20 protein-coding genes are annotated in these 19,855 nt (G+C 67.1%); 14 read left to right on the top strand and 6 right to left on the bottom strand.

The features are described 5' to 3' along the window. Positions 1-20: 20 nt before the first annotated feature. Genes Q4F73_RS04685 through Q4F73_RS04675 form a run of 3 tightly spaced genes read left to right on the top strand, consistent with a single transcriptional unit; the run spans position 21 to position 3,531 of the window. Positions 21-1,601, top strand: coding sequence for an efflux RND transporter periplasmic adaptor subunit (locus Q4F73_RS04685; protein WP_303358196.1), 1,581 nt, complete (start codon positions 21-23; stop codon positions 1,599-1,601). Between the two features lie 14 nt (positions 1,602-1,615). After that, on the top strand, positions 1,616-2,272 hold the full coding sequence (locus Q4F73_RS04680) for an ABC transporter ATP-binding protein (protein ID WP_303358208.1): 657 nt from the start codon (positions 1,616-1,618) through the stop codon (positions 2,270-2,272). Further along, entirely contained in the window at positions 2,269-3,531 is a 1,263-nt protein-coding gene (locus Q4F73_RS04675) for an ABC transporter permease (RefSeq protein ID WP_303358195.1), read from the top strand. The genes Q4F73_RS04680 and Q4F73_RS04675 overlap by 4 nt, the downstream gene beginning before the upstream one ends. A 23-nt stretch (positions 3,532-3,554) precedes the next feature. Here the strand turns inward: Q4F73_RS04675 and Q4F73_RS04670 are convergent, their stop codons facing one another. Then, positions 3,555-5,147, bottom strand: a complete 1,593-nt coding sequence (locus tag Q4F73_RS04670) for a GTPase family protein (RefSeq protein WP_303358194.1) — start codon at positions 5,145-5,147, stop codon at positions 3,555-3,557. A 3-nt stretch (positions 5,148-5,150) separates the two neighbouring features. Next, positions 5,151-6,842: a dynamin family protein gene (locus Q4F73_RS04665; RefSeq protein WP_303358193.1), complete on the bottom strand. Its 1,692-nt coding sequence runs from the start codon at positions 6,840-6,842 to the stop codon at positions 5,151-5,153. Between the two features lie 68 nt (positions 6,843-6,910). Between Q4F73_RS04665 and Q4F73_RS04660 the strand changes: the two genes are divergently transcribed. The 5 genes from Q4F73_RS04660 to Q4F73_RS04640 all read left to right on the top strand — a co-directional run bounded on the left by Q4F73_RS04660 (position 6,911) and on the right by Q4F73_RS04640 (position 10,166). After that, positions 6,911-7,873, top strand: coding sequence for a hypothetical protein (locus Q4F73_RS04660; protein WP_303358192.1), 963 nt, complete (start codon positions 6,911-6,913; stop codon positions 7,871-7,873). Positions 7,874-8,075: 202 nt separating this feature from the next. Beyond that, positions 8,076-8,444 carry a 50S ribosomal protein L14 gene (gene rplN, locus Q4F73_RS04655; RefSeq protein ID WP_303358191.1) on the top strand — a complete coding sequence of 123 codons (369 nt, stop codon included), beginning with the start codon at positions 8,076-8,078 and terminating at the stop codon, positions 8,442-8,444. Continuing rightward, positions 8,445-8,759 carry a 50S ribosomal protein L24 gene (gene rplX, locus Q4F73_RS04650; RefSeq protein WP_303358190.1) on the top strand — a complete coding sequence of 105 codons (315 nt, stop codon included), beginning with the start codon at positions 8,445-8,447 and terminating at the stop codon, positions 8,757-8,759. It begins immediately after the preceding gene. A gap of 2 nt (positions 8,760-8,761) precedes the next feature. Then, entirely contained in the window at positions 8,762-9,316 is a 555-nt protein-coding gene (rplE, locus tag Q4F73_RS04645; protein WP_303358189.1) for a 50S ribosomal protein L5, read from the top strand. 82 nt (positions 9,317-9,398) lie between these two features. Further along, on the top strand, positions 9,399-10,166 hold the full coding sequence (locus tag Q4F73_RS04640) for a formate/nitrite transporter family protein (protein WP_303358188.1): 768 nt from the start codon (positions 9,399-9,401) through the stop codon (positions 10,164-10,166). On the opposite strand, the gene Q4F73_RS04635 is transcribed toward Q4F73_RS04640, so the two are convergent. Genes Q4F73_RS04635 through Q4F73_RS04625 form a run of 3 tightly spaced genes read right to left on the bottom strand, consistent with a single transcriptional unit; the run spans position 10,136 to position 13,730 of the window. After that, positions 10,136-11,389: an MFS transporter gene (locus tag Q4F73_RS04635; RefSeq protein ID WP_303358187.1), complete on the bottom strand. Its 1,254-nt coding sequence runs from the start codon at positions 11,387-11,389 to the stop codon at positions 10,136-10,138. The genes Q4F73_RS04640 and Q4F73_RS04635 overlap by 31 nt on opposite strands. After that, complete coding sequence (locus tag Q4F73_RS04630; protein WP_303358186.1) at positions 11,374-12,714, bottom strand: threonine/serine exporter ThrE family protein; 1,341 nt, start codon at positions 12,712-12,714, stop codon at positions 11,374-11,376. The genes Q4F73_RS04635 and Q4F73_RS04630 overlap by 16 nt, the downstream gene beginning before the upstream one ends. Next, on the bottom strand, positions 12,711-13,730 hold the full coding sequence (locus tag Q4F73_RS04625) for a LacI family DNA-binding transcriptional regulator (protein ID WP_303358185.1): 1,020 nt from the start codon (positions 13,728-13,730) through the stop codon (positions 12,711-12,713). Before Q4F73_RS04625 ends, Q4F73_RS04630 begins: the two co-directional genes overlap by 4 nt. A gap of 197 nt (positions 13,731-13,927) precedes the next feature. Here Q4F73_RS04625 and Q4F73_RS04620 point away from each other — a divergent pair, with 197 nt between their 5' ends. Next, positions 13,928-15,091 (top strand): M20 family metallopeptidase, encoded by a 1,164-nt coding sequence (locus Q4F73_RS04620; RefSeq protein ID WP_303358184.1) that lies wholly within the window; start codon positions 13,928-13,930, stop codon positions 15,089-15,091. 45 nt (positions 15,092-15,136) lie between these two features. Then, a complete protein-coding gene (locus Q4F73_RS04615; RefSeq protein ID WP_303358183.1) occupies positions 15,137-16,417 on the top strand; it encodes an MFS transporter in 1,281 nt (426 codons plus the stop codon). Between the two features lie 34 nt (positions 16,418-16,451). On the opposite strand, the gene Q4F73_RS04610 is transcribed toward Q4F73_RS04615, so the two are convergent. Beyond that, complete coding sequence (locus tag Q4F73_RS04610; RefSeq protein ID WP_303358182.1) at positions 16,452-17,651, bottom strand: amidohydrolase; 1,200 nt, start codon at positions 17,649-17,651, stop codon at positions 16,452-16,454. A gap of 280 nt (positions 17,652-17,931) precedes the next feature. On the opposite strand from Q4F73_RS04610, the gene rpsH reads away from it, so the two are divergent. From rpsH to rpsE, 4 genes are all read left to right on the top strand, one after another. After that, positions 17,932-18,330 (top strand): 30S ribosomal protein S8, encoded by a 399-nt coding sequence (rpsH, locus tag Q4F73_RS04605; RefSeq protein ID WP_085549432.1) that lies wholly within the window; start codon positions 17,932-17,934, stop codon positions 18,328-18,330. A gap of 17 nt (positions 18,331-18,347) precedes the next feature. Further along, positions 18,348-18,884, top strand: a complete 537-nt coding sequence (rplF, locus tag Q4F73_RS04600; RefSeq protein ID WP_303358181.1) for a 50S ribosomal protein L6 — start codon at positions 18,348-18,350, stop codon at positions 18,882-18,884. Positions 18,885-18,887: 3 nt separating this feature from the next. Continuing rightward, entirely contained in the window at positions 18,888-19,286 is a 399-nt protein-coding gene (gene rplR / locus Q4F73_RS04595; protein ID WP_303358180.1) for a 50S ribosomal protein L18, read from the top strand. Positions 19,287-19,326: 40 nt separating this feature from the next. Next, on the top strand, positions 19,327-19,855 hold a 529-nt coding region (rpsE, locus tag Q4F73_RS04590; RefSeq protein WP_303358179.1), incomplete at its 3' end, for a 30S ribosomal protein S5.

Here is a 19,855-nt window from a genome sequence, read left to right as displayed (position 1 = left end):
AGGGGCCTATGGTCATTCCTGTGAATCCTTCTACTCTTCTGTCGGACCGCCGGGTGATCATCTCTCTGGCGGTTGTGCTAAGTCTCCTCGTCGCCGGAGTTGCCTGGGCCCTGCTGCGCTCCGGGCCGGAACGCAGTGTCGCCGCGAACGAGTACACCGAGCTCGCGCCCAAGGAGGTCGTGTCGAAGGTACCGGTGACCGGCACGATCGAGTCCCGGCATTCCGTCGCGTTGTCCACCCCGCTCAGCGGGCCGGTGGAGACGGTGCACGTCCGCGTCGGCGACCGCGTCCAGGAAGGCCAGATTCTCGCCGAGATCGATGTCTCGGCCGTGCAGAAGGAGATCGACTCCCAGCTGGCCCAGCAGATCACCGCGGACGCCTCCAATCTCAGCGCCGTGGAGAACGCGCAGCAGCAGTACCAGCAGCTGCAGGAATCCGTGGAGCAAGGTCTCCACCCGCAGATCACCGCCGCGCAGTCCGGACTACGGCAGGCAGACGGGCAACTCACGGAGGCGGAGCAGGTGTTCGCCGATAAGCGGGCGAACGTGGACCAGGGGGCCGAGCCGGAGCTGCACACCCAGGCGGCGGCTGTCGAGACCGCCCGCCGGGACGTGTTCACCGCCGCCCTCGAAGCGGCGCGGGCGGGAATGGCGACCGTCAATGCGGCGCTGAGCCCCGAGGCGGAGACCATCACCCCGCTCCTCGGTGAACTGGAGTCGGATCACCGCTACGCCGGCGCCAACCGCAATCTCACCACGGCGCAGGAGAACTACGAGATCACCCTGCGCCGCATCGACCAGGAGCTGGCCACCCAGCAGCGTGCCGTGGCCCAGGCCTTCGCCGCCAAGACGGAGGCGGCCGTGGCTCTGGAGGTGGCGCAGCTGGCTGCCCGCCAGCAGCTGGACACGAACGCCACGGCGGTGGAGCAGGCGCGGCGCGGCATGGCGGCCGCGCAGTCTGCAGCCGGCCAGCAGGTCAGCCGCCTGCAGGTGGACATCGCCGCGCGGGAGGCGCGGGCGCCCATGGCCGGGGTGGTCACCGCCGTCGGCGCCAAGGAGGGAACCCCGGCGGCCGGACCGCTGGTGACCGTCGCCGATCCCGATCGCCTCGTCCTCAAGGCCAAGGTCAAGGAACTCGAGGCGGGGAAGCTGAAGGTGGGTAACGAGGTCTCCTTCACCACCCCGTCGACCGGCTCCCGGGAGTTCCGGGGACGGGTGATCAGCGTGTCGCCGGTGGCGGAGAGCGCCCCCGCCGAGGCCTCCGCGCAGACCCCGCGCCCGGAGTTTCCCGTCGAGGTGGAGGTGACCGGGGACATCAAGGAGCTGCGTATCGGAGGCAGCGCCAAGGCCCAGATCATCGCAGAGAAGGCGGACAAGGCCCTGGCGGTGCCCCGCGAGGCACTCGTCGACGACAACGGGAAGTACTCCGTCCTGGTCCTGCGCCCCTCCGGAGGCCACCATGAGGTGACCAAGGTACCGGTGACAGTGGGTATCCTCACGGACTTCGAGGCCACCGTGACCGGCGTCAAGGCCGGCGATAAGGTGCTCAATCAGGCCGCCAACCACCGCGATTCCGTGGGGCAGCAGGTGAAGGTCGGGTGAGTGCGCTCATCGAGATGCGCGGCATCGTCAAACGCTTCAACGAAGGCACGCCGGCGGAGATCACCATCCTGCACGGATGCGATGTCGACGTGCAGGAAGGCGAGTTCGTCTCCGTCATCGGCGCCTCCGGTTCGGGCAAATCGACGCTGATGAACATCATCGGCCTGCTCGATCAGCCGACCTCCGGGACCTACCACCTCGGGGGGACGGACGTACTCGCCGTCGCCGATGACGACCTCGCGCAGCTGCGCAGTCGCAAAATCGGCTTCGTGTTCCAGAACTTCAACCTCATCGGGCGTATCGACGCCGCGAAGAACGTCGAGATGCCCATGATGTACGCGGGTGTTCCCCCGCGCGAGCGGGCGGAGCGTGCCCGCGAGCTGCTTGATCTCGTCGGTATGGGGGACCGCACCGGGCATCTGCCCAATGAACTCTCCGGTGGTCAGAAACAGCGCGTGGCCATCGCCCGTTCACTGGCGAACTCCCCGGATCTGCTGCTGGCCGACGAACCCACCGGTGCCCTGGACTCCGCCACCGGCCGCCTGGTCATGGACCTGTTCCATGACCTGCACCGGGATCACGGGATGACCATCCTGTTCATCACCCACAACCCGGAGCTGGCCGGCGAAACCGGGCGCATCATCACCATGAAGGACGGACTCATCGCATGAATCTGCAGGAATCCGTCTCCCTGGCCCTGGGCAGCCTGCGCACCAACAAGATGCGATCCATGCTCACCCTCCTGGGAGTCATCATCGGTATCGGCTCAGTCATCGCGATCATGACCCTGGGCAAGGCGATGCAGGCGCAGACGATGTCCAGCCTGGAGCAGTTCGGCGTCAATGACATCACGCTGCAGGTCCAGTCCCGCGACCAGGCCGGCGGCACCGACCCGATGTTCAACACCGAGCCGGTCGAGCCGTCCTCCAAGCTCACCCCGGACATGGTCGACGAGCTGCGCATGCATTTCGCCGACCGTGCCGAAGGTGTGGCGATCGAGGCCGGCAGCTCCACCGCCACCCTCACCCGGGGACTGTCCACGGGTTCCGCCAGGATGAGCTTTGTCAACGGCGACCATCTCGCGATGCAGAAGCACTCGCTCACGGCGGGGCGTCTGCTCAACGCGGATGACGTCACCGGTGACCGGGCGGTGGCGGTGATCTCCCCTGAGCTCGTGGAGACCTTCTTCAACGGTGATCCGGCATCCGCGCTGGGCCAGGACATCGACGTCGAGGTCGACGGGCAGTATGCGACGTTCCAGGTGGTGGGCACCTACGGGAAATCCGAGAAGACGTCCGTTCTCGTGGGGTCCACGGACGAGGCCCTCCTCTACGCCCCGTACACCACGCAGAACCGCGTCTCGACGAAGCCGACCGAGGCTTTCGACCAGGTCCGGTTGCGGGTGGGTCCCGGAGCAGATTCCGCCCAGCTCTCGCAGGATGTCCAGTCGTGGGCTGAGCGCCGATACGCCGATGACCCGGACTACACCGCCAAGGTCCTGGACACCAAGAAGGAGGTGGAGCAGCTCAACCAGACGATGGCGATGATGAGTGTGGCCATCTCCGCCATCGGCGGTATCTCCCTGCTGGTCGGTGGTATCGGAGTCATGAACATCATGCTCATCACGGTCACCGAGCGCACCCGCGAGATCGGTGTCCGCAAGGCCCTGGGTGCCACGCGGCGGGCGATCCGCATGCAGTTCGTCGTCGAGGCGATGATCGTCTGCCTCATCGGCGGGCTCATCGGTGTGCTGCTCGGTGGCGGGCTGGGCATGCTCGGGGCGCAGCTGCTGGGGCAGTTCGTTCTGCCACCGGTGGGAGCAGTGGTCGTCTCGCTCCTGTTCGCCCTCGGCATCGGCCTGTTCTTCGGTTACTACCCGGCGAACAAGGCCGCCAAGCTCGATCCCATCGAGGCGTTGCGCTACGAGTAGCGGCGGGGGGACCCGCCCGCAGGCTAGCGTCCCGCCGCCCGCCGGATGGAATCGAGAAACTCCAGGTAGCGGGCGCGGACCGCCAGCAGTGGTTCGACGACCTTGGCCTGGGAGATGGACCCGACCTCACGCCGCAGGGCACGCCGCGTGCGGTGTTTGACGCTGGAGCCGATCGCCAGGCCGAACACGCCGGTGAACATACCCAGCACGATGCCCAGCAGCAGACCGCCGACGATGAGCAGCGTCGGGATGGGCCAGCCCTCGATCTCGGGGATGATGTTGTCCATGAAGGGGTAGAGCACACCGGGCAGGAACGCGGCGAGCAGGTACCAGCCGATCCCCACCAGGGCGGCGACGAGAGCCAGCCACTGGATGATGGTGAACAGCCCCCACGCCTTCGACGGTTGGGCGGGCAGTCGGGTGCGTGCCGCCGCGCGGTCGAGTTCCTCGGGGAGCGTATCGACGATGCGTTCCGTCTCATCCACCACCGAACTCGCCCACCGATCCGGGAGGCCGGCGGCCACCGCCTCGGCATAACCACGCACCCCCCGGTTGGCCACGGCCTTGCCGGAGGCGTCGAGCTGCGGGATGGACGAACGGTGCACGCCGAGCTCATCGGCCTCTTCGCGCAGTCCCAGGCGTTTGAGTGGATCGGCGCGCAGGCGCAGCAGCCAGGAGGTGAGCAGCCAGCCGGTCTTCTGCCCCAGCCGTTTGCGGTAGGCGGCGGCGGTGATGGCGGCGAGGCGTTCGGCACCGGCGGCTTCGGCGAGGTGGTCGTCGAGACGCCGCTTGTCCATGGCGGTGACATCCGAGAGCTTCTGCTTCGTCACGAACGGCGCGGTGACCGTCTCCAGGTCCGCCTCGATGCGCGACTGCTGGGCCGAGTGCGCGGAGGCGACCTTCGCGATGGCCGTCCGCAGGTCGTCGACACCCGCGCCCGTGCGGGCGGAGGTGCGGATGACCTTGACCTTCTTCAGGCCGTCGTCGACAAGCAACTGCTCGAGGGACGAGGACACGCGCTGAGCATCATCGCCGGCGAGGCGGTCGGACTTGTTGAGCACCGCGAGCGTGACCGAGCTGTGGGAGGCATGGGGGCGGATGAAATGGTCGTGGATGATCGAGTCGGCGTACTTCTCCGGGTCGGTGACCCACACGAGTACGTCGACCTGGCCGGCCAGGCGGGTGGCGATCTCCCGGTGCACCGGCTCCACCGAGTCGAAGTCGGGCAGATCGAGCAGGATGACCGGCCCGGAACCGGGGGCGAACTCGCCGGAGCGGTTACGGCGGTCCTCCACCTGGAGCCAGTCGAGGAGTTCCTCCGAGCCCTGCGGATCCCACACGGCGGCCAGGGGGGAGGAGGTGGTGGGGCGGCGGGCGGCGGTCTTACCCAGGTCCTCGCCGACCACGGCGTTGAACAGGGAGGTCTTGCCGGAGCCGGTGGCACCGAAGAATCCGACGACCGTGTGCTCACCCGACAGGGCGCGGCGCTCGGAGGCGGCCTCGGCCACCCGGGCCAGGTCGGCGTGTTCGGCGGGGGAGAGCAGGCCCTCGCCGAGGGCGACGGCCTCCTGGAGCGCGTCCAGGCGCTCGGTGATGCTGCGCTTCTTCCGGAACATGCCTTACAGCCCTCCTGTCTGGGTGCGGACATCACGCTCGGCGGTCTCGGCGGCGGCCACCAGTGCGGTGGCCGAGGTGCCGGAGGTCAGTTCGTCGGTGATGTCCCAGTAGCGGGCGCGTTCCCCGTCGAGCAGCGCGGTGGTCCGCTCGTCGAGGTCCTCGCGGGCGCGGGTGGCCATGCGCCGCACCGCCTCCTCACCGAAGATCGTCTCCAGGAGTTTCTGCCCCACCACGGCCGAACCGCCGGCGATGGCGAGTTCGCCACCGGTCAGTCCCGCGGTGGAGGCGAAGACGACGAGCATGAGGGCGACCGTGGCGACGTTGAGCCCCAACGACATGATGCGCGCCTTCATGCGCTTGTCACCGGCCGTGGACTGAATCGTCTCCACGAGGCTGGCCTGCCAGTCACGGACCAGTTGGGCGGCCTTGTCGTCGATACCGGGGCTCGCGTGCGCGAGGGCCGGGTGCGCGGCGGCGCGCAGCTGCGGGGCCACCGATCCCAGGTGTGACCAGCTGCGGGTGGCTGCGGTCTCGGCCGCATCGACGATGACGGCGTGCAGGCCGGCCTCGATCTCCGTCTCCACCTCGCGCACCGGGGCGGGGCGACCGGAGAAGAAGGAACCGATGGCGTCGAGGGCGGCGGAGTACCACCGCTCGATGGTGCGGAACGCATCCGAGGTGCCCACGAAGTCCTGCCACCGCTGCAGCACCTCCTGGCGGAGCAGATTGCCGTCGGAGGTGGCGTCGATGACGTGCCGGCGGGCGGAGTCGTAGGTCTCGTCGAGGGCATCGCCGAGCAGCCCGGCGAACTCCTCCTGCCGCTGCTTCGTCGCTGCCAGGGCCTCCACGCGGCCGTTGACGCTGCCGAGCGCGCCGAGCACCGTCCGCGCGGCCATGGTGCGACGCGCCGCGGCGTCCTCCGCCAGGTGGTCGAGGTGCTCACGCAGCGTATCGACGAGCCCTTCCGGCAACAGCGTCTCCACCTGGCCCGCGTCGGGCACGGTGAACATGGTGGCCTCGCCGAGGCCGGCCTCCGCCATCATCCGGCGCAGATCCTCCGGCACGGTGGCCAGCGCGTCCTCGTCGACGCGGTTGAGCACGACGATGACCTCGATGTCGCGGCCGGCGGCGTCGTGCAGGAAGTTCCACACCAGCTGATCCGCATAGCGGGAGGGCGTGGTGACGAACACCCACAGGTCGGCCGCCGCGAGCAGCTGGGAGGCCAGGGCGCGATTGCGGTCGTCGATGGAGTCGAAGTCGGGGGCGTCGAGAAGCGCCAGCCCGGGGCTGATCGACTCGGTGGACACCAGGCGCAGCGAGGTCGCGGAGGGATTCGCGCCGGGCTCGCCCTGTTCCCGGGCCAGGCCGGGCAGGACGTGCGTGGAGTGGAACCACGCGGCGTCATTCGGATGGCTGACCAGGACCGGCTGGCGTGTGGTCGGGCGGATGACACCGGAGGTGGAGACCTGCCTGCCGACGATCGCGTTGACCAGCGTCGACTTGCCGGAGCCGGTGGAGCCGCCGACGACGGCCAACAGCGGGGCGTCGATGTTGGCCAGACGGGGCAGGATGTAATCGTCGATCTGGTCGGCGATGGCCCGGGCCTCTGCGGCGGCCTCCGGATTGGTGGAGAACTCGGTGGCGGCGACGGCATCACGCAGCGCGACCACGGAGTCGAGAGTTGTCTCAGTCACACCACTCATTCTGTCAGACGGTGCTCGGGAATAGTGCGATGTTGGACCGCCTCTGACAGTCTGGGGACATGACGCGGCGGATCTCACTCGTTGTCCTCGGCCTCCTCGCTGCCGTGGTACTTCCCCTGGTGCTGGTGGTGGCAGTCGCGGGCTGGCAACTGGCGGGCCTGGGCAGGGAGATCGAGGAGTACGACCGCCCGCCCACCGCCGATACCCAGGCCACCATGGACGCCGGCGGCGACATGGTGCGGTCGATGCAAGAGTTCGCCGCCGGATATCCGGGCGTCGACTGGACGGTGGACGGTGGGCCACACCGACGCAAGCAGGAGGTCGAGGTCCATCTGCACGCCACCGTCGGTGCAGCGGAGGCGTCCGATATCCGGGCGCTGCTGGAGGAGGTGCGCGCGAGGGAGCTGCCCGAGGCGCCGGTGCGCCTGGAGATCACCGGGCAGATCGCTGACCGGCCGGTCACCGTCACCGGGGCAGATCCCCGGGCCTGGGACGAGGTCGAAGTGGTGCTCGGCGCACCGCTGCCGGAGGGATCACGTCTTGTGATCACGCTGGATTCCACACCCTCCGTGGTCATTGACGATGAACGCCCGCGGGAACGTGAATGCACCGTCGACCGCAACCGGCAGACGCTGCTCGCGGACCTGGATGTCTCCTTCCACGCCCTGCGCGAGCTGGGCCAGCACACCGGGTGGTCACCCCCGGCGGACCCGTCACTGCGGATCACCCGCCGCCCCTGCGGTGCCGTCATGTCCCTGCATGACCCCGGCACAGGACGGATGGAGCAGCAGGAGGCCCTGGCAGATATCGTCGCTGACATCCCGGACGGGCTCCTGATCTCCGGTGTGCACACCAACCCACCCCGCGGCGATCGCGGCGCGGCAGACGCCGCCGGGCCACTGCTGCTGCAGGTTTCCCCCGTCGCGGGAGGAGAACCCGGCCACGCAGAGACAGCGGAACTCCGGGAGCGGGTCGAAGAGCGGTGGCCCGGTCCGGAGGTGCAGATCAACGGCCGTCGGTGATTTGGATTCCCACCAGCCGATATGGTTGAATGTCGAGGTTGACCGAGCTGGTCGGTGACGCGTGCATTTTCCGGGCGCGACGCCGAGACCCTTCGACGCCCGCGCGGCGTTCGTCGATAAGCGAGGACAGCAGCAGTACATAGACCAGGTGCGTACAGGCCGGAAATCTGACGCACATCAATCCAGGTCAAGGAGACCCATCGTGATCCAGCAGGAATCGCGTCTCAAGGTCGCCGACAACACCGGTGCACGGGAAATTCTGTGCATCCGCGTGCTCGGCGGCTCCGGACGACGCTTTGCTGGCATTGGTGACGTTATCGTCGCCACTGTCAAGGAGGCCACCCCGGGTGGCAACGTGAAGGCCGGCGAAGTCGTCAAGGCCGTCATCGTCCGCGCCAAGAAGGAGACCCGTCGTACCGACGGCTCCTACATCCGCTTTGATGAGAACGCTGCCGTCATCATCAAGCCCGACAACGAGCCCCGTGGTACCCGTATCTTCGGCCCTGTCGCCCGCGAGCTGCGCGACAAGAAGTTCATGAAGATCGTGTCCCTGGCTCCGGAGGTGATCTAGTTGAAGATCCACAAGGGCGATATGGTCCTCGTCATCTCTGGCCCCGATAAGGGCGCCAAGGGCAAGGTCATCCAGGCTTTCCCGAAGACCGACAAGGTCCTCGTCGAGGGCGTCAACCGCATCAAGAAGCACGTCGCCAACTCCGCTCAGGAGCGCGGCGCTCAGTCCGGCGGCATCGTGACCCAGGAGGCTCCGATCCACGTCTCCAACGTGATGGTCCTCGATTCCGACGGCACCCCGACCCGCGTCGGCTACCGCCTCGACGAGAACGGCAAGAAGGTCCGTGTCTCGCGTCGTAACGGGAAGGACATCTAGGCATGAGCGAGAACTACACCCCCCGTCTGAAGACCCGCTACCGCGAGGAGATCCGCACCAAGCTCGGTGAGGAGTTCTCCTACGAGAACATCATGCAGATCCCCGGCGTCGAGAAGGTCGTCGTCAACATGGGCGTCGGCGAGGCTGCCCGCGACTCCAAGCTGATCAACGGTGCCCTCGAGGACCTCACGCTGATCACCGGCCAGAAGCCGCAGCTGCGTCGCGCCAAGACCTCCATCGCCAACTTCAAGCTGCGTGAGGGCATGCCGATCGGCGCCCGCGTCACCCTGCGTGGCGACCGCATGTGGGAGTTCCTCGACCGTCTGCTGACCGTCGCCCTCCCGCGTATCCGTGACTTCCGCGGCCTGTCGGACCAGCAGTTCGACGGCCACGGCAACTACACCTTCGGCCTCACTGAGCAGACCATGTTCTACGAGATCGACGTCGACAAGGTTGACCGTCCGCGTGGTATGGACATCACCGTGGTCACCTCCGCGACCAACAACGACGAGGGTCGTGCTCTGCTCCGCGAGCTCGGCTTCCCGTTCAAGAAGTAACCACTTCTTCTCGACGCCCTCTTCCCTCCGGGGAAGGGGGCGTTCGTCGTCTGTGCCGGGCGGGGCTGGTTCAATGTCAGGTATGCAACCCATCCATGCCAGCGCGAGCGCCGCGATCACCGCCAAGGTCGCGCTTTTCGACGCCGACCTGCCCCGCTTCGCCGTCCGCTCCGTCCTCGCCGGCGCCTACCTGACACTGGGCACCGCGTTCGCAGTGGTGGCGGGCGCGGCCGTGGAGGCGCTGGCCCCCGGCCTGGGAGCCGTCGTCTTCGCGCTGCTGTTCGGGCTGGGCCTGTTCTCCATCGTCGTCCTGGATTCGGAGCTGGCCACCGGCAACATGATGTCGATGTCCTACGGGGTGGTCTCCCGCCTGGTGACGGTCCCAAAGGCTGTCTGGCTGCTGGTGGTGTGCACCGTGTGCAACCTCGTCGGGGCCCTGCTGGTGGGTGTGGCACTCGGGCAGGCGGCGAAGTTCACGGGCCTGACCCCGGATCACCTGCTGGGGATGCTCAGCTCGGGCAAGCTGGACAAGGGGCCGGGCCAGGCACTGGTGGAGGCGGTGCTGGCCAATTTCGTGGTGAACATGGGGGTGCTGGCGGCGCTGCGGACACCGGACATCACCGCGAAGTTCTTCACCATCGTGCCCATCATCGCGATCTTCGTCGGGTTGGGCCTGGAGCACGTCATCGCCAACTTCTCCCTGTTCAGCCTCGCGCTGTTCTCCCTGCCCGAGGTGCTGAGCGCGGGCGGGGTGGCGCTCAACTGGACTGTTGTCTGGGTGGGCAACCTCATCGGCGGCGGCCTGCTCATCGGCGGGGTCTACGCCTGGCTCAACAAGACCTCGGCATAGGCGGCCCGGCCGCGGTTCATCGCCAGGAACAATCCGGCGATGGTGATCACGATGAGCAGGGGCAGCAGGCGGAAGGCGAGGGTGAAATCCCCCGTGAGATCCTGGGCCCAGCCCCACAGCGGAGTACCGGCGGCGGTGCCCACCGAGAATGCGGTGGCACCGACACCCCAGATCGCCGGGTAGTCCCGGGCGCCGAAGGCCACCGCCCCGGCCAGCGGGGGGATGACTGTGCCGTTGGCGGTACCCGCGGAGATGCCGATCATGCACAGCACGAGGATCCACATCGACGTGGTGCCCGGCATGGCGAGGAAGGCGGCCGCGCACAACCCGAGGGTGATGAGCATGGCCCACCGCAGGCCGAGGACATCGACGAGGACGCCGAGGATGATCTTCCAGAACACCAACCCCAGGGTGATGATCATCATGAGCGGGCCGATGGCGGCGGGCAGACCGATGAGATCGAGATGCACCGACAACGACTGCACGACCGCGATGATGATCCCGAGCAGCACGATCATGAGGTAGAAGAGGTGGAACCAGGGGCTGCGCATCGCCTGTCCGAAGGTCATTCCGGGTTCGCTGGTGGGGGTCTCCCGTTGTGGCGCCAGCCCGCCGTAGGGGAGCAGTCCCACATCGGAGGGCTGGTTCCGGATGAGCAGGAACGTGGGCGCGATGGTGAACATACCCATGATGGCGGCGAGTACGAGGAATCCGGTGCGCCATCCCGCGCCCGCGCCGATGACGAGCGGGATGAGCAGACTCATCACCGCGCCACCGACGCCGGTGCCGGCGAGAACGACACCCATCGCCAGGCCGCGGCGGGCGACGAACCAGGTGTTGACCAGGACGACGGGGACGAACATGCATCCCAACCCGACTCCGAATCCCAGGAGGGCCCCGGAGAGGTAGAAGTGCCACAGCACCCGCGAGAGGGAGAGTCCGATCAGACCGACGGTAGAGATCACACCGCCGACAAGGAGGATCCGGCGGGCACCGAGCGGTGTCATGAGGCGGCCGGACAGTGGCATCGCCAGCGCTGTCGCCACCGCCAGCAGGCTGTAGTAGATCTGGAAGGAACCGGTGTCGAATCCCAGGTCGCGGGTGATGAAGGGGGTGAAGATGCTGAGGATGGACAGGGGGATGGCGTTGGCGACCATCACCAGAAACGCACCGGTGGCGACGAGCACGTAGGGGCGGGGGGATCCTGTCACAGGGGTGGACATGTCCGGATGAGTTCTTTCTCGGGGCGGGCCCGGAATGGGCGCAGGAAGTGGGGCAGAAAGGTGGAGGGGTGGCGACGGGCCCGGGTGAGGAATCCGGCGACCTCGGAGGTGAGGTACTGGCCGAACATCACTCCGATGGCCAGGGCCATGGCGGTCGACAGCGCCTGCAGCAGCAGAGTGATACCGTCGTTGATGTCCGTACCCCACGACAGCAGGCCCCGGTAGAGGAGCAGGCCGGGGAACATGAGGATGATGGCGATGCTGGCCAGGTTGGCGGCCGGGATGCGCATGAGCCCGCCGAGGACGGGGGAGACGAGCCCGGCGAACAGTGCGGCCACGCCGGAGGCCCACACAGCATCCGCTCCGAACTGGCTGAGCAGATAGAAGCTGAACCACGTACCGCAGGTGAGCACGGCGGCTGCGGGCATGGCCTGGAGGCGCAGTCCGGCGACGATACAGAAGGAGCAGGCGGTGAGGGTGGCGGCGATAAGCATCACCCAGACCGGGTGCGGGGCGACATCGACATCGCTGCCCACGGTGAGGTGGATGTCGGCCAGCGCGAGGATGCGCATGCCGAGCTGGACTCCGACGATGAGTCCGATCGTGTTGACGAACGCCTCGATGAGGCGCCCGGTGCCGGTGAGATACCACCCGGTGAGCAGATCCTGCACCGCTCCGGTGGAGGTCATGCCGGCGAGCATGATCATGATGACGGCGACCACGACCTGGGAACCGTCGGCGGTGGGGTGGACGGCCACCACCACCGCCGCCGACAGTGCGGCGGTGAAACCGGAGATGATCTGCAGGAAAAACGACGGCCAGCGCCGGGCGCCGAGGATGGTGAACACCCAGTGGACGACGATGTTCGCCACGAAGGCCACACCGGCCGCCAGCCAACCGGCCCCGAAGATGACCGCCACCAGGGCACCGGCCACACCACAGATGAGGCGGATGACCCCGGTGCCGTAGCGGGGAGTGGCGTGTTCCAGGGCGTGGACCCGGGCGAGTGCCTCATCGAGGGTGAGGGTGCGGGCGACGAGGTAGTCGTCGAGTAGCCGGGCGAGCTCGGTGTAGGAACCGAAATTGAAGTCGCGGCCCGGAATCGCCTCGATCCACACATGGGGTTTGCCGTAGACGTCGCGGTAGGTGATGACGATCTGGTTGTAGGTGACGTCCGCTCGCACCCCCTGCAGGCCGTCATGCTCGGTGATCGCGATGATGGCGCGGACCACCTCGGAGGCGGCGGCGGTGTTGGCCAGCATGAGGCGTGACATCGTCGCTGCGAAGTGCAGGGACTTGCCCAGATTCTCGGCAGCGTGGGTCACTGCGGGCTCCAGGTGGTGGTGGATTCGCGGACGACGAGTTCGGGGGCCATGACCTCGATGCGTGGGGGGCTCTGCGGCTCGGCGATGCGGCGACGCAGCGACTCGAGAGCGGCCAGGCCCATGGCGCCGGGCTGGGTGTTAACGGTGGTCAGGGGCACTCCGAGTTCGCGGGAGAGGGGGATGTCGTCGAATCCGGCGACGGCGGTGTCCACTCCGGGGCGCAGGCCGGCACGCCGCAGGGAGGCGTAGACGCCGATGGCGTAGGCGTCGTTGAAGCAGACGATGGCCTCGGGCGGGCCGTCGTCAAGCGCCAGCGCCCGGTCGGCGAGGTGGCCGCCGGTGGAGAACTCGTAACTGAGCGCCTCGTCGGGGATGTGGGTGACGGTGCCCGCGGGCAGTGCCGCGCGGAGTCCGTCGAGGCGGGCGGTGACATTGCGGCGGTCGGGGAGGCCACCGAGAAAGGCGACCCGCCGGACCCCGATGTCGGCGAGGTGGGCACCGAGGAGTGCTCCGGCCCGGTGGTCGTCGATGAGCACGCTGTCATGCCCCGGAGCGGTGGAGTGGATGAGCATGGTGACGGGGATGCCGAGTGCGCGGCGCAGCCCGTCGAGCTGCGTGTCGTCGTACTCGTTGGACGGCATGAACACCAGGCCGGAGATGCCCTGACCCGCCAACTTCGTGGCCATCGTGTGCTCACGGCGGGCACCGCCGAGGCTGAAGGCGGTGACCACCATCTCCTCTGTGTCGGCGAGGCTGCGCTCCACGGCCATGATGACCTCGGCGAAGTAGGGGTTGCGGGGGTTGGTGACCAGGAGCCCGAAGGTGGGGGTCGTTCCGCCGCGGAGATTGCCGGCCAGGCGGTTGTAGACGTAGCCGAGCTCCTCCATGGCCGTGCGGACCCGTTCCGCGGTGTCCGTGGGGATCTGCGAGCTGCCGCGGACCACGAGGGAGACGGTGGCGGGGGAGACTCCGGCGCGGTGGGCGACGTCCTTCATGGTGGGGCGGGAGCGTTTCATGGTGGTCACTTTCGCGGTGCGGGTCAGGGGTTACTGGACAGTTTAGTGGACCGTTCTACTAAAACGATACATGCAGCGAGGATGCAGGCAAGTGTGATGTGTATCCCACTATCTCCTGCGGACTACTAAAACGATCTAATAGAACGTTATAGTGGCGGCAGAAGCGAAACACACCACCTCCCCGAAAGGACCGCACCATGTCCGCCCAGACCGCGCCCGCCGTCCCCACCGCCGACATCATCGCCTGGCGCCGCCACTTCCACCGCAACCCCGAGCTCTCCTTCCAGGAGCACGAGACCTCCGCCTTCGTCGCCGCGAAGCTCGAGGAATTCGGTATCGAGGTGCAGCGCCCCACCGAGACCTCCGTCCTCGGCATCCTCCGGGGTGGGAAGGGGGAGGGCAAGGTTGTCGCCCTGCGCGCCGACATGGATGCCCTCCCCCTGCAGGAGGACACCGGCGAGGAGTTCTCCTCCGTCAAGGACGGCATCGCCCACGCCTGCGGGCACGACGCCCACACGGCCATGCTCCTCGGTGCCGCGAAGACCCTCGCCGACATGCGCGCGGAGTTCGCCGGCACCGTCAAGTTCATCTTCCAGCACGCCGAGGAGAAGAACCCCGGCGGAGCCATCGAGATGGTCGAGGCCGGAGTGGTCGACGACGTCGACGGCATCTACGGCATCCACGTCATGAACCAGAAGCTGGGCACCCTGTCCGTGCACAAGGGCGCGGCCTCCACCATCGCCGGCGGCTTCTTCGCCACCATCCAGGGCCAGGGATCCCACGGTTCCATGCCGCAGAACGGCATCGATCCGGTGCTCGTCGGCGCCCAGTCCGTCGTCGCCCTCAACACCATCACCGCGCGTTCCGTCGCCCCGGCCAACATGAACATCGTCAACGTCGGCCGCTTCCTCTCCGGTGACGCGCCGAACGTCATCCCGGACACCGCCTCCCTCGGTGTGTCCATCCGCTCCGACAACGACGACGACTACGCCGTCATGTCGCGCCGCGCCGAGGAGATCATCGACGGCGTCTGCGCCGCCCACGGTGCCTCCGCCGAGTACCAGTGGGCCGATGCCTACCCCGTCGTCATCAACAACGACGAGCTCTGCGACATCGCCTTCGCGGCCGGGCAGAAGCTCATCGGCGACGACGCCTACTGGGGTCCCGGAACCTCCGCCTCCGAGGACTTCTCCTGGTTCGCCAAGAAGGTCCCGGGCTGCTTCCTCTTCCTGGGGGCCGGCACCGAGGAGGACGGCCTGCCGTACATGAACCACCACCCCAAGTTCAACATCAACGAAAACTGCCTGGAGATCGGCGCACAGATCGAGGTCCAGGTCGCGCTTGACTTCCTCGCGAAGTAACCACCGCTGCACACCACCAGACATCACTTTTCAGGAGACACTGCAATGAAACTCGACACCACCCAGAAGAAGGTGTTCGCCACCCTCTTCAGCATCGGCCTCATCGCCAACCTGGACAAGGGCATGATCGGCGCGATCAGCCCCTACCTCGCCGACGCGGAGTACATGGCCAACCTCGGCCTCCCCGCCCTCGACCGGGTCCAGATCGGTAACCTCACGTCCTTCTACTACCTGACATTCATCGTCATGACCTTCGTGGCGGGCTGGTTCGTCGACAAGTTCGGTTACAAGCTCTTCGTCCCGATCGCCCTGTCCCTGCTGGTCGCAGGTGACCTGCTCTTCGGAGCCGCCGGAGTCATCGGCGGCGCGGCCTACGCTGTGCTCATCCTCATCGCCCGCATGATCGTCGGTTTCGGACAGGCCGGCTACACCAACGGCACCCCGCCGGTCATCGCGAAGAACTTCAGCCAGGAGCAGCGCGGTGGCGTGCAGGGCAAGGTCGTGGCCACCGCCGGTATCGGCACCATCCTCGTCTACCTCATCTTCCAGCCCTTCATCATCTCCCAGGACTTCCGCACCGCCTACTGGATCCTCGCCGCCCTCTTCGCGGTCTGTGTGGTCATGTTCGTCACGCTCGTCCCGGGCCGTCCGAAGCAGTCCCCGGAGGCCGCTGCCGCCGCTGCCGCCGCCCCGCAGAAGGACGTCAAGATCACTGACGGCTGGAAGAACCGCAACGTCCTGGTTCTCGCCCTGACCCTGCTGCTCAACAACCTCGTCGGTGTCGGTCTGCTCACCTGGGCCAACATCATGTACGTCGAGACCTTCGCCCCCACCGCCACCGAACTGACGATCGTCATGGTCGGCTACGGCATCACCCTGCTCATCGCCACCTGGACCGCCGCGGACGTCATCAAGAAGTACTTCGCCGGCAAGGAGAAGCAGTTCATGCTCCTCATGTCCGTCCTCGGTGCCGTCTTCCTCGTCGGCACGGTCATGGTCCCGAGCTTCCTCGGTGGCGCCGCCGGCTTCTGGGGATCCGCCCTCTGCCTGTGGCTGGCCAACATGGCCATCATGTGGGCCTTCGGTGTCATCCTGCTGCTGCCGTACCAGACCATCCCGGTCCGCATCATCGGCTCCGCCTTCGCCGTCATCAACATCGGCGCCTTCGTCGGCGGCATCGTCCAGGGCTCCGGTATCGGCGCACTGGCCGAGGCCACCGGAGGCTACACCGTTCCGTTCATCGCCCTGGCCGCGCTGCTGCTGGTCTCCGGCCTCGTGCCCTTCCTGCTGCAGAACAAGACCCCCGAGGAACTGGCCGCCGGTTAACCCCCGCATTCTCCTGACACCGTGACCCTCCGGATCATTCCGGGGGGTCGGGGTGATTCAGCCAGGCTGACGCCGCCACGACGATCGCCGCGACCCCGTTGTCCAGCGTGGGCTGCAGGTCCGGGGCGAAGGCGGGATTGTGGTTACCGGGAGCGGTGGCCTGATCGGCGAATCCGCCCAACCCCCAGTAGCAGTAGGGAGTCCCGAGGGCATCGGGGATGACCGAGAAGTCCTCCGAGGCCGACACCGGCTCCATGTCCACCACCCTCTCACCGAACCAGCCCTCGAAGGCCGCGCGAACTCGCGAAGTACTTGCGGGATCATTGGAGGTCAGCGGGTAGGTGTCGTACCACTCAAAATCCGGCTCGCGCGGGCTCGCCGACGCCGCGCACTCCGCCCGCACCAGGCGCTCGATCGCCTCCTTGAGATGCTTATCGACGCCCGCGTCATACGCCCGGGTGTTGATGAGCAACTCCGCCCGGTCGGAGATGACGTTCGATTTCTTCCCCGCCTGCAGCGCCCCGACCGTCACCACGGCCGTCTCCCGCGGGGCGATCTCGCGGGCCACGATGGTTTGCAGGCGCATGACGATCGACGCCGCCAGCACCACCGGATCCACCGACTTCTCCGGCATGGAGCCGTGGGACCCCCGCCCGTGCACCGTCACCTTCACCGACGCCCCGGCAGACAGCACGGGACCGGCCGTGGTACCGACATGGTCGCCGGGGACCGAGCCCAGGACGTGCTGGCCCAGGTAGACATCCGGGTGGGGGATCATCCCGGCCAGACCGTCGGCCAGCATCTGGCGGGCCCCGGAGGCGGTCTCCTCCGCGGGCTGGAAGACCGCGACAAAGGTGCCGGACCAGGCGTCGCGATGGCGCTGCAGGTAATCCACCGCGCCGAGCAGGGAGGAGATGTGTACGTCATGACCGCAGGCGTGGGACACCGCGCCCGTGGCCGCATACTCCTTGCCGGAGGCCTCCGTGACGGGCAGGGCGTCGATGTCGGCCCGGGCGGCGACCACCGCGCCGGGGCCGTTGTCCAGCACGGCCACCACCCCGGTGGAACCGACGGGGGAAGCGGTGACGCCGGCGTCGATAAGCTCGTCGAGAATGCGCCGGGATGTGGTGTGCTCGACACTGGAGAGCTCGGGATTCTGGTGGAACCACCGGTAGAGGTCCTCGCGTGTGGTGCGGGTGGCGGCGAGATCAGCGGCCAGTGAGGTTGTCAGCATGCGACCAGTCTAGGAAGAGATTTGGTGTGCGGGCAGGAAGCAGGTAGCCTTGACCGCTGGACTTGTGCTCCCCGTCAGGGAGGGCGCAGGACCGCCCAAGAACTGAACATCCCAACTTTGTTGTAGGCCCCCCGCCATTTCATGGCGACCGGGTGAAAAGCGGCAGCGAGCGCCCCAGGTTACTGAGCCTGCGGGAGCGTCAAGTGGCCCGACGGAACACCCGGTACACGTCCCACGGTGGGTGCGGAACCCCAACGAGAAAGGTAAACGGTCACAACACATGACCATGACTGACCCCATTGCCGACATGCTGTCGCGCGTGCGCAACGCTAACCACGCGCACCACGACACCGTGTCGATGCCGTCCTCGAAGATCAAGGCGAACATCGCCGAGATCCTCAAGCAGGAGGGCTACATCGCCAACTACACCGTCGAGGACGCCAAGGTCGGCAAGACCCTGAACCTCGAGCTGAAGTACGGCCCGTCCCGCGAGCGCTCCATCGCTGGTGTCCGCCGCGTCTCCAAGCCGGGTCTGCGCGTGTACGCCAAGTCCACCAACCTGCCGCAGGTCCTCGGAGGCCTGGGCGTGGCGATCATCTCCACGTCCCAGGGTCTTTTGACCGACCGCCAGGCTACCGAGAAGGGCGTGGGCGGAGAAGTTCTCGCCTACGTCTGGTAACAGGGAGGATTTGAAACATGTCGCGTATCGGTAAGAACCCGATCACCATCCCGTCCGGCGTCACCACCACGGTGAACGGCCAGAACGTCGAGGTCAAGGGCCCGAAGGGCACCCTGTCCCTGGACGTCCCGGCCCCGATCACCGTCGCCGTGGAGGACAACGAGATCGTTGTCTCCCGTCCGGACGACAACCGCCAGAGCCGCGCCCTCCACGGTCTGTCCCGCTCGCTGGTCAACAACCTTGTTGTCGGCGTCACCGAGGGCTACACCATCAAGATGGAGATCTTCGGCGTCGGCTACCGTGTCCAGCCCAAGGGCAAGAACCTCGAGTTCGCCCTCGGCTACTCCCACCCGATCCTGATCGAGGCTCCGGAGGGCATCACCTTCGCGGTTGATGGCACCACCAAGTTCTCCATCTCGGGTATTGACAAGCAGCAGGTCGGGCAGATCGCCGCCAACATCCGTCGTCTGCGGAAGGACGATCCCTACAAGGGTAAGGGCATCCGCTACGAGGGTGAGCAGGTCCGCCGCAAGGTCGGAAAGACGGGTAAGTAAGCAATGAGCACTGAGAACACCAAGCGCACCCCGGTCGGCAAGGACATCTCCACTCGCCGTCGTCAGGCCCGCGCACGTCGCCACTTCCGTATCCGCAAGACCCTGCGTGGCACCGCTGAGGCGCCGCGTCTGGTCGTGCACCGCACCTCCCGCCACCTTCACGTCCAGGTCATCGACGACCTGGCCGGCCACACCCTGGTCGCCGCATCCTCCATGGAGCCGGAGATCCGCTCCGCCGAGGGTGACAAGAAGGCCAAGGGTGCCAAGGTCGGAGCTCTCATCGCAGAGCGCGCCAAGGCAGCCGGCATCGAGAAGGTCGTCTTCGACCGTGCGGGTTACAAGTACCACGGCCGCATCGCCGCTCTCGCCGATGCCGCTCGTGAAGGTGGTCTGAAGTTCTAATGACCATCGACATCAAGAACATCAACGGAAGGAATGCGTAATGCCGGGACGTGAACGGCGTGACGGCGGACGCTCCGCCGACAACTCCAACGAGCGCAACGAGCGCCAGGGCCGCGGCGGCAACCGCCGCGACCGCGACGATCGTCGCAACCAGCAGCAGGACGAGCGCGACAAGTACATCGAGCGCGTCGTCACCATCAACCGTGTCTCCAAGGTCGTCAAGGGTGGTCGTCGCTTCAGCTTCACCGCCCTCGTGATCGTCGGTGACGGCCAGGGCATGGTCGGCGTCGGCTACGGCAAGGCCAAGGAAGTTCCCGCCGCTATCCAGAAGGGTGCAGAAGAGGCTCGCAAGAACTTCTTCCGCGTCCCGATGGTCGGTGGCACCATCACCCACCCGGTCCAGGGTGAGGCCGCAGCGGGCATCGTCATGCTCCGCCCGGCTGCCCCGGGTACCGGTGTCATCGCCGGTGGCGCTGCCCGCCCGGTGCTCGAGTGCGCCGGCGTGCAGGACATCCTGTCGAAGTCCCTCGGCTCCGACAACGCCATCAACGTCGTCCACGCCACCGTGG

This window comes from Corynebacterium sp., from assembly GCF_030535495.1.
In the GTDB taxonomy this organism is placed as follows: domain Bacteria; phylum Actinomycetota; class Actinomycetes; order Mycobacteriales; family Mycobacteriaceae; genus Corynebacterium.
The sequence above is the reverse complement of the archived record's forward strand: the minus strand, read 5'-3'. Positions and strand labels throughout refer to the sequence as shown.

Coding starts and splice junctions, on each gene's coding strand:
- Q4F73_RS04680 (WP_303358208.1), top strand. CDS start 1,616: ATGCGCGGCATCGTCAAACGCTTCAACGAAGGCACGCCGGCGGAGATC.
- Q4F73_RS04615 (WP_303358183.1), top strand. CDS start 15,137: ATGAAACTCGACACCACCCAGAAGAAGGTGTTCGCCACCCTCTTCAGC.
- Q4F73_RS04660 (WP_303358192.1), top strand. CDS start 6,911: ATGACGCGGCGGATCTCACTCGTTGTCCTCGGCCTCCTCGCTGCCGTG.
- Q4F73_RS04640 (WP_303358188.1), top strand. CDS start 9,399: ATGCAACCCATCCATGCCAGCGCGAGCGCCGCGATCACCGCCAAGGTC.
- Q4F73_RS04620 (WP_303358184.1), top strand. CDS start 13,928: ATGTCCGCCCAGACCGCGCCCGCCGTCCCCACCGCCGACATCATCGCC.
- rplE (WP_303358189.1), top strand. CDS start 8,762: ATGAGCGAGAACTACACCCCCCGTCTGAAGACCCGCTACCGCGAGGAG.
- rplR (WP_303358180.1), top strand. CDS start 18,888: ATGAGCACTGAGAACACCAAGCGCACCCCGGTCGGCAAGGACATCTCC.
- Q4F73_RS04675 (WP_303358195.1), top strand. CDS start 2,269: ATGAATCTGCAGGAATCCGTCTCCCTGGCCCTGGGCAGCCTGCGCACC.
- Q4F73_RS04635 (WP_303358187.1), bottom strand. CDS start 11,389: ATGTCCACCCCTGTGACAGGATCCCCCCGCCCCTACGTGCTCGTCGCC.
- Q4F73_RS04610 (WP_303358182.1), bottom strand. CDS start 17,651: ATGCTGACAACCTCACTGGCCGCTGATCTCGCCGCCACCCGCACCACA.
- rpsH (WP_085549432.1), top strand. CDS start 17,932: ATGACCATGACTGACCCCATTGCCGACATGCTGTCGCGCGTGCGCAAC.
- rplF (WP_303358181.1), top strand. CDS start 18,348: ATGTCGCGTATCGGTAAGAACCCGATCACCATCCCGTCCGGCGTCACC.
- Q4F73_RS04670 (WP_303358194.1), bottom strand. CDS start 5,147: ATGTTCCGGAAGAAGCGCAGCATCACCGAGCGCCTGGACGCGCTCCAG.
- Q4F73_RS04625 (WP_303358185.1), bottom strand. CDS start 13,730: ATGAAACGCTCCCGCCCCACCATGAAGGACGTCGCCCACCGCGCCGGA.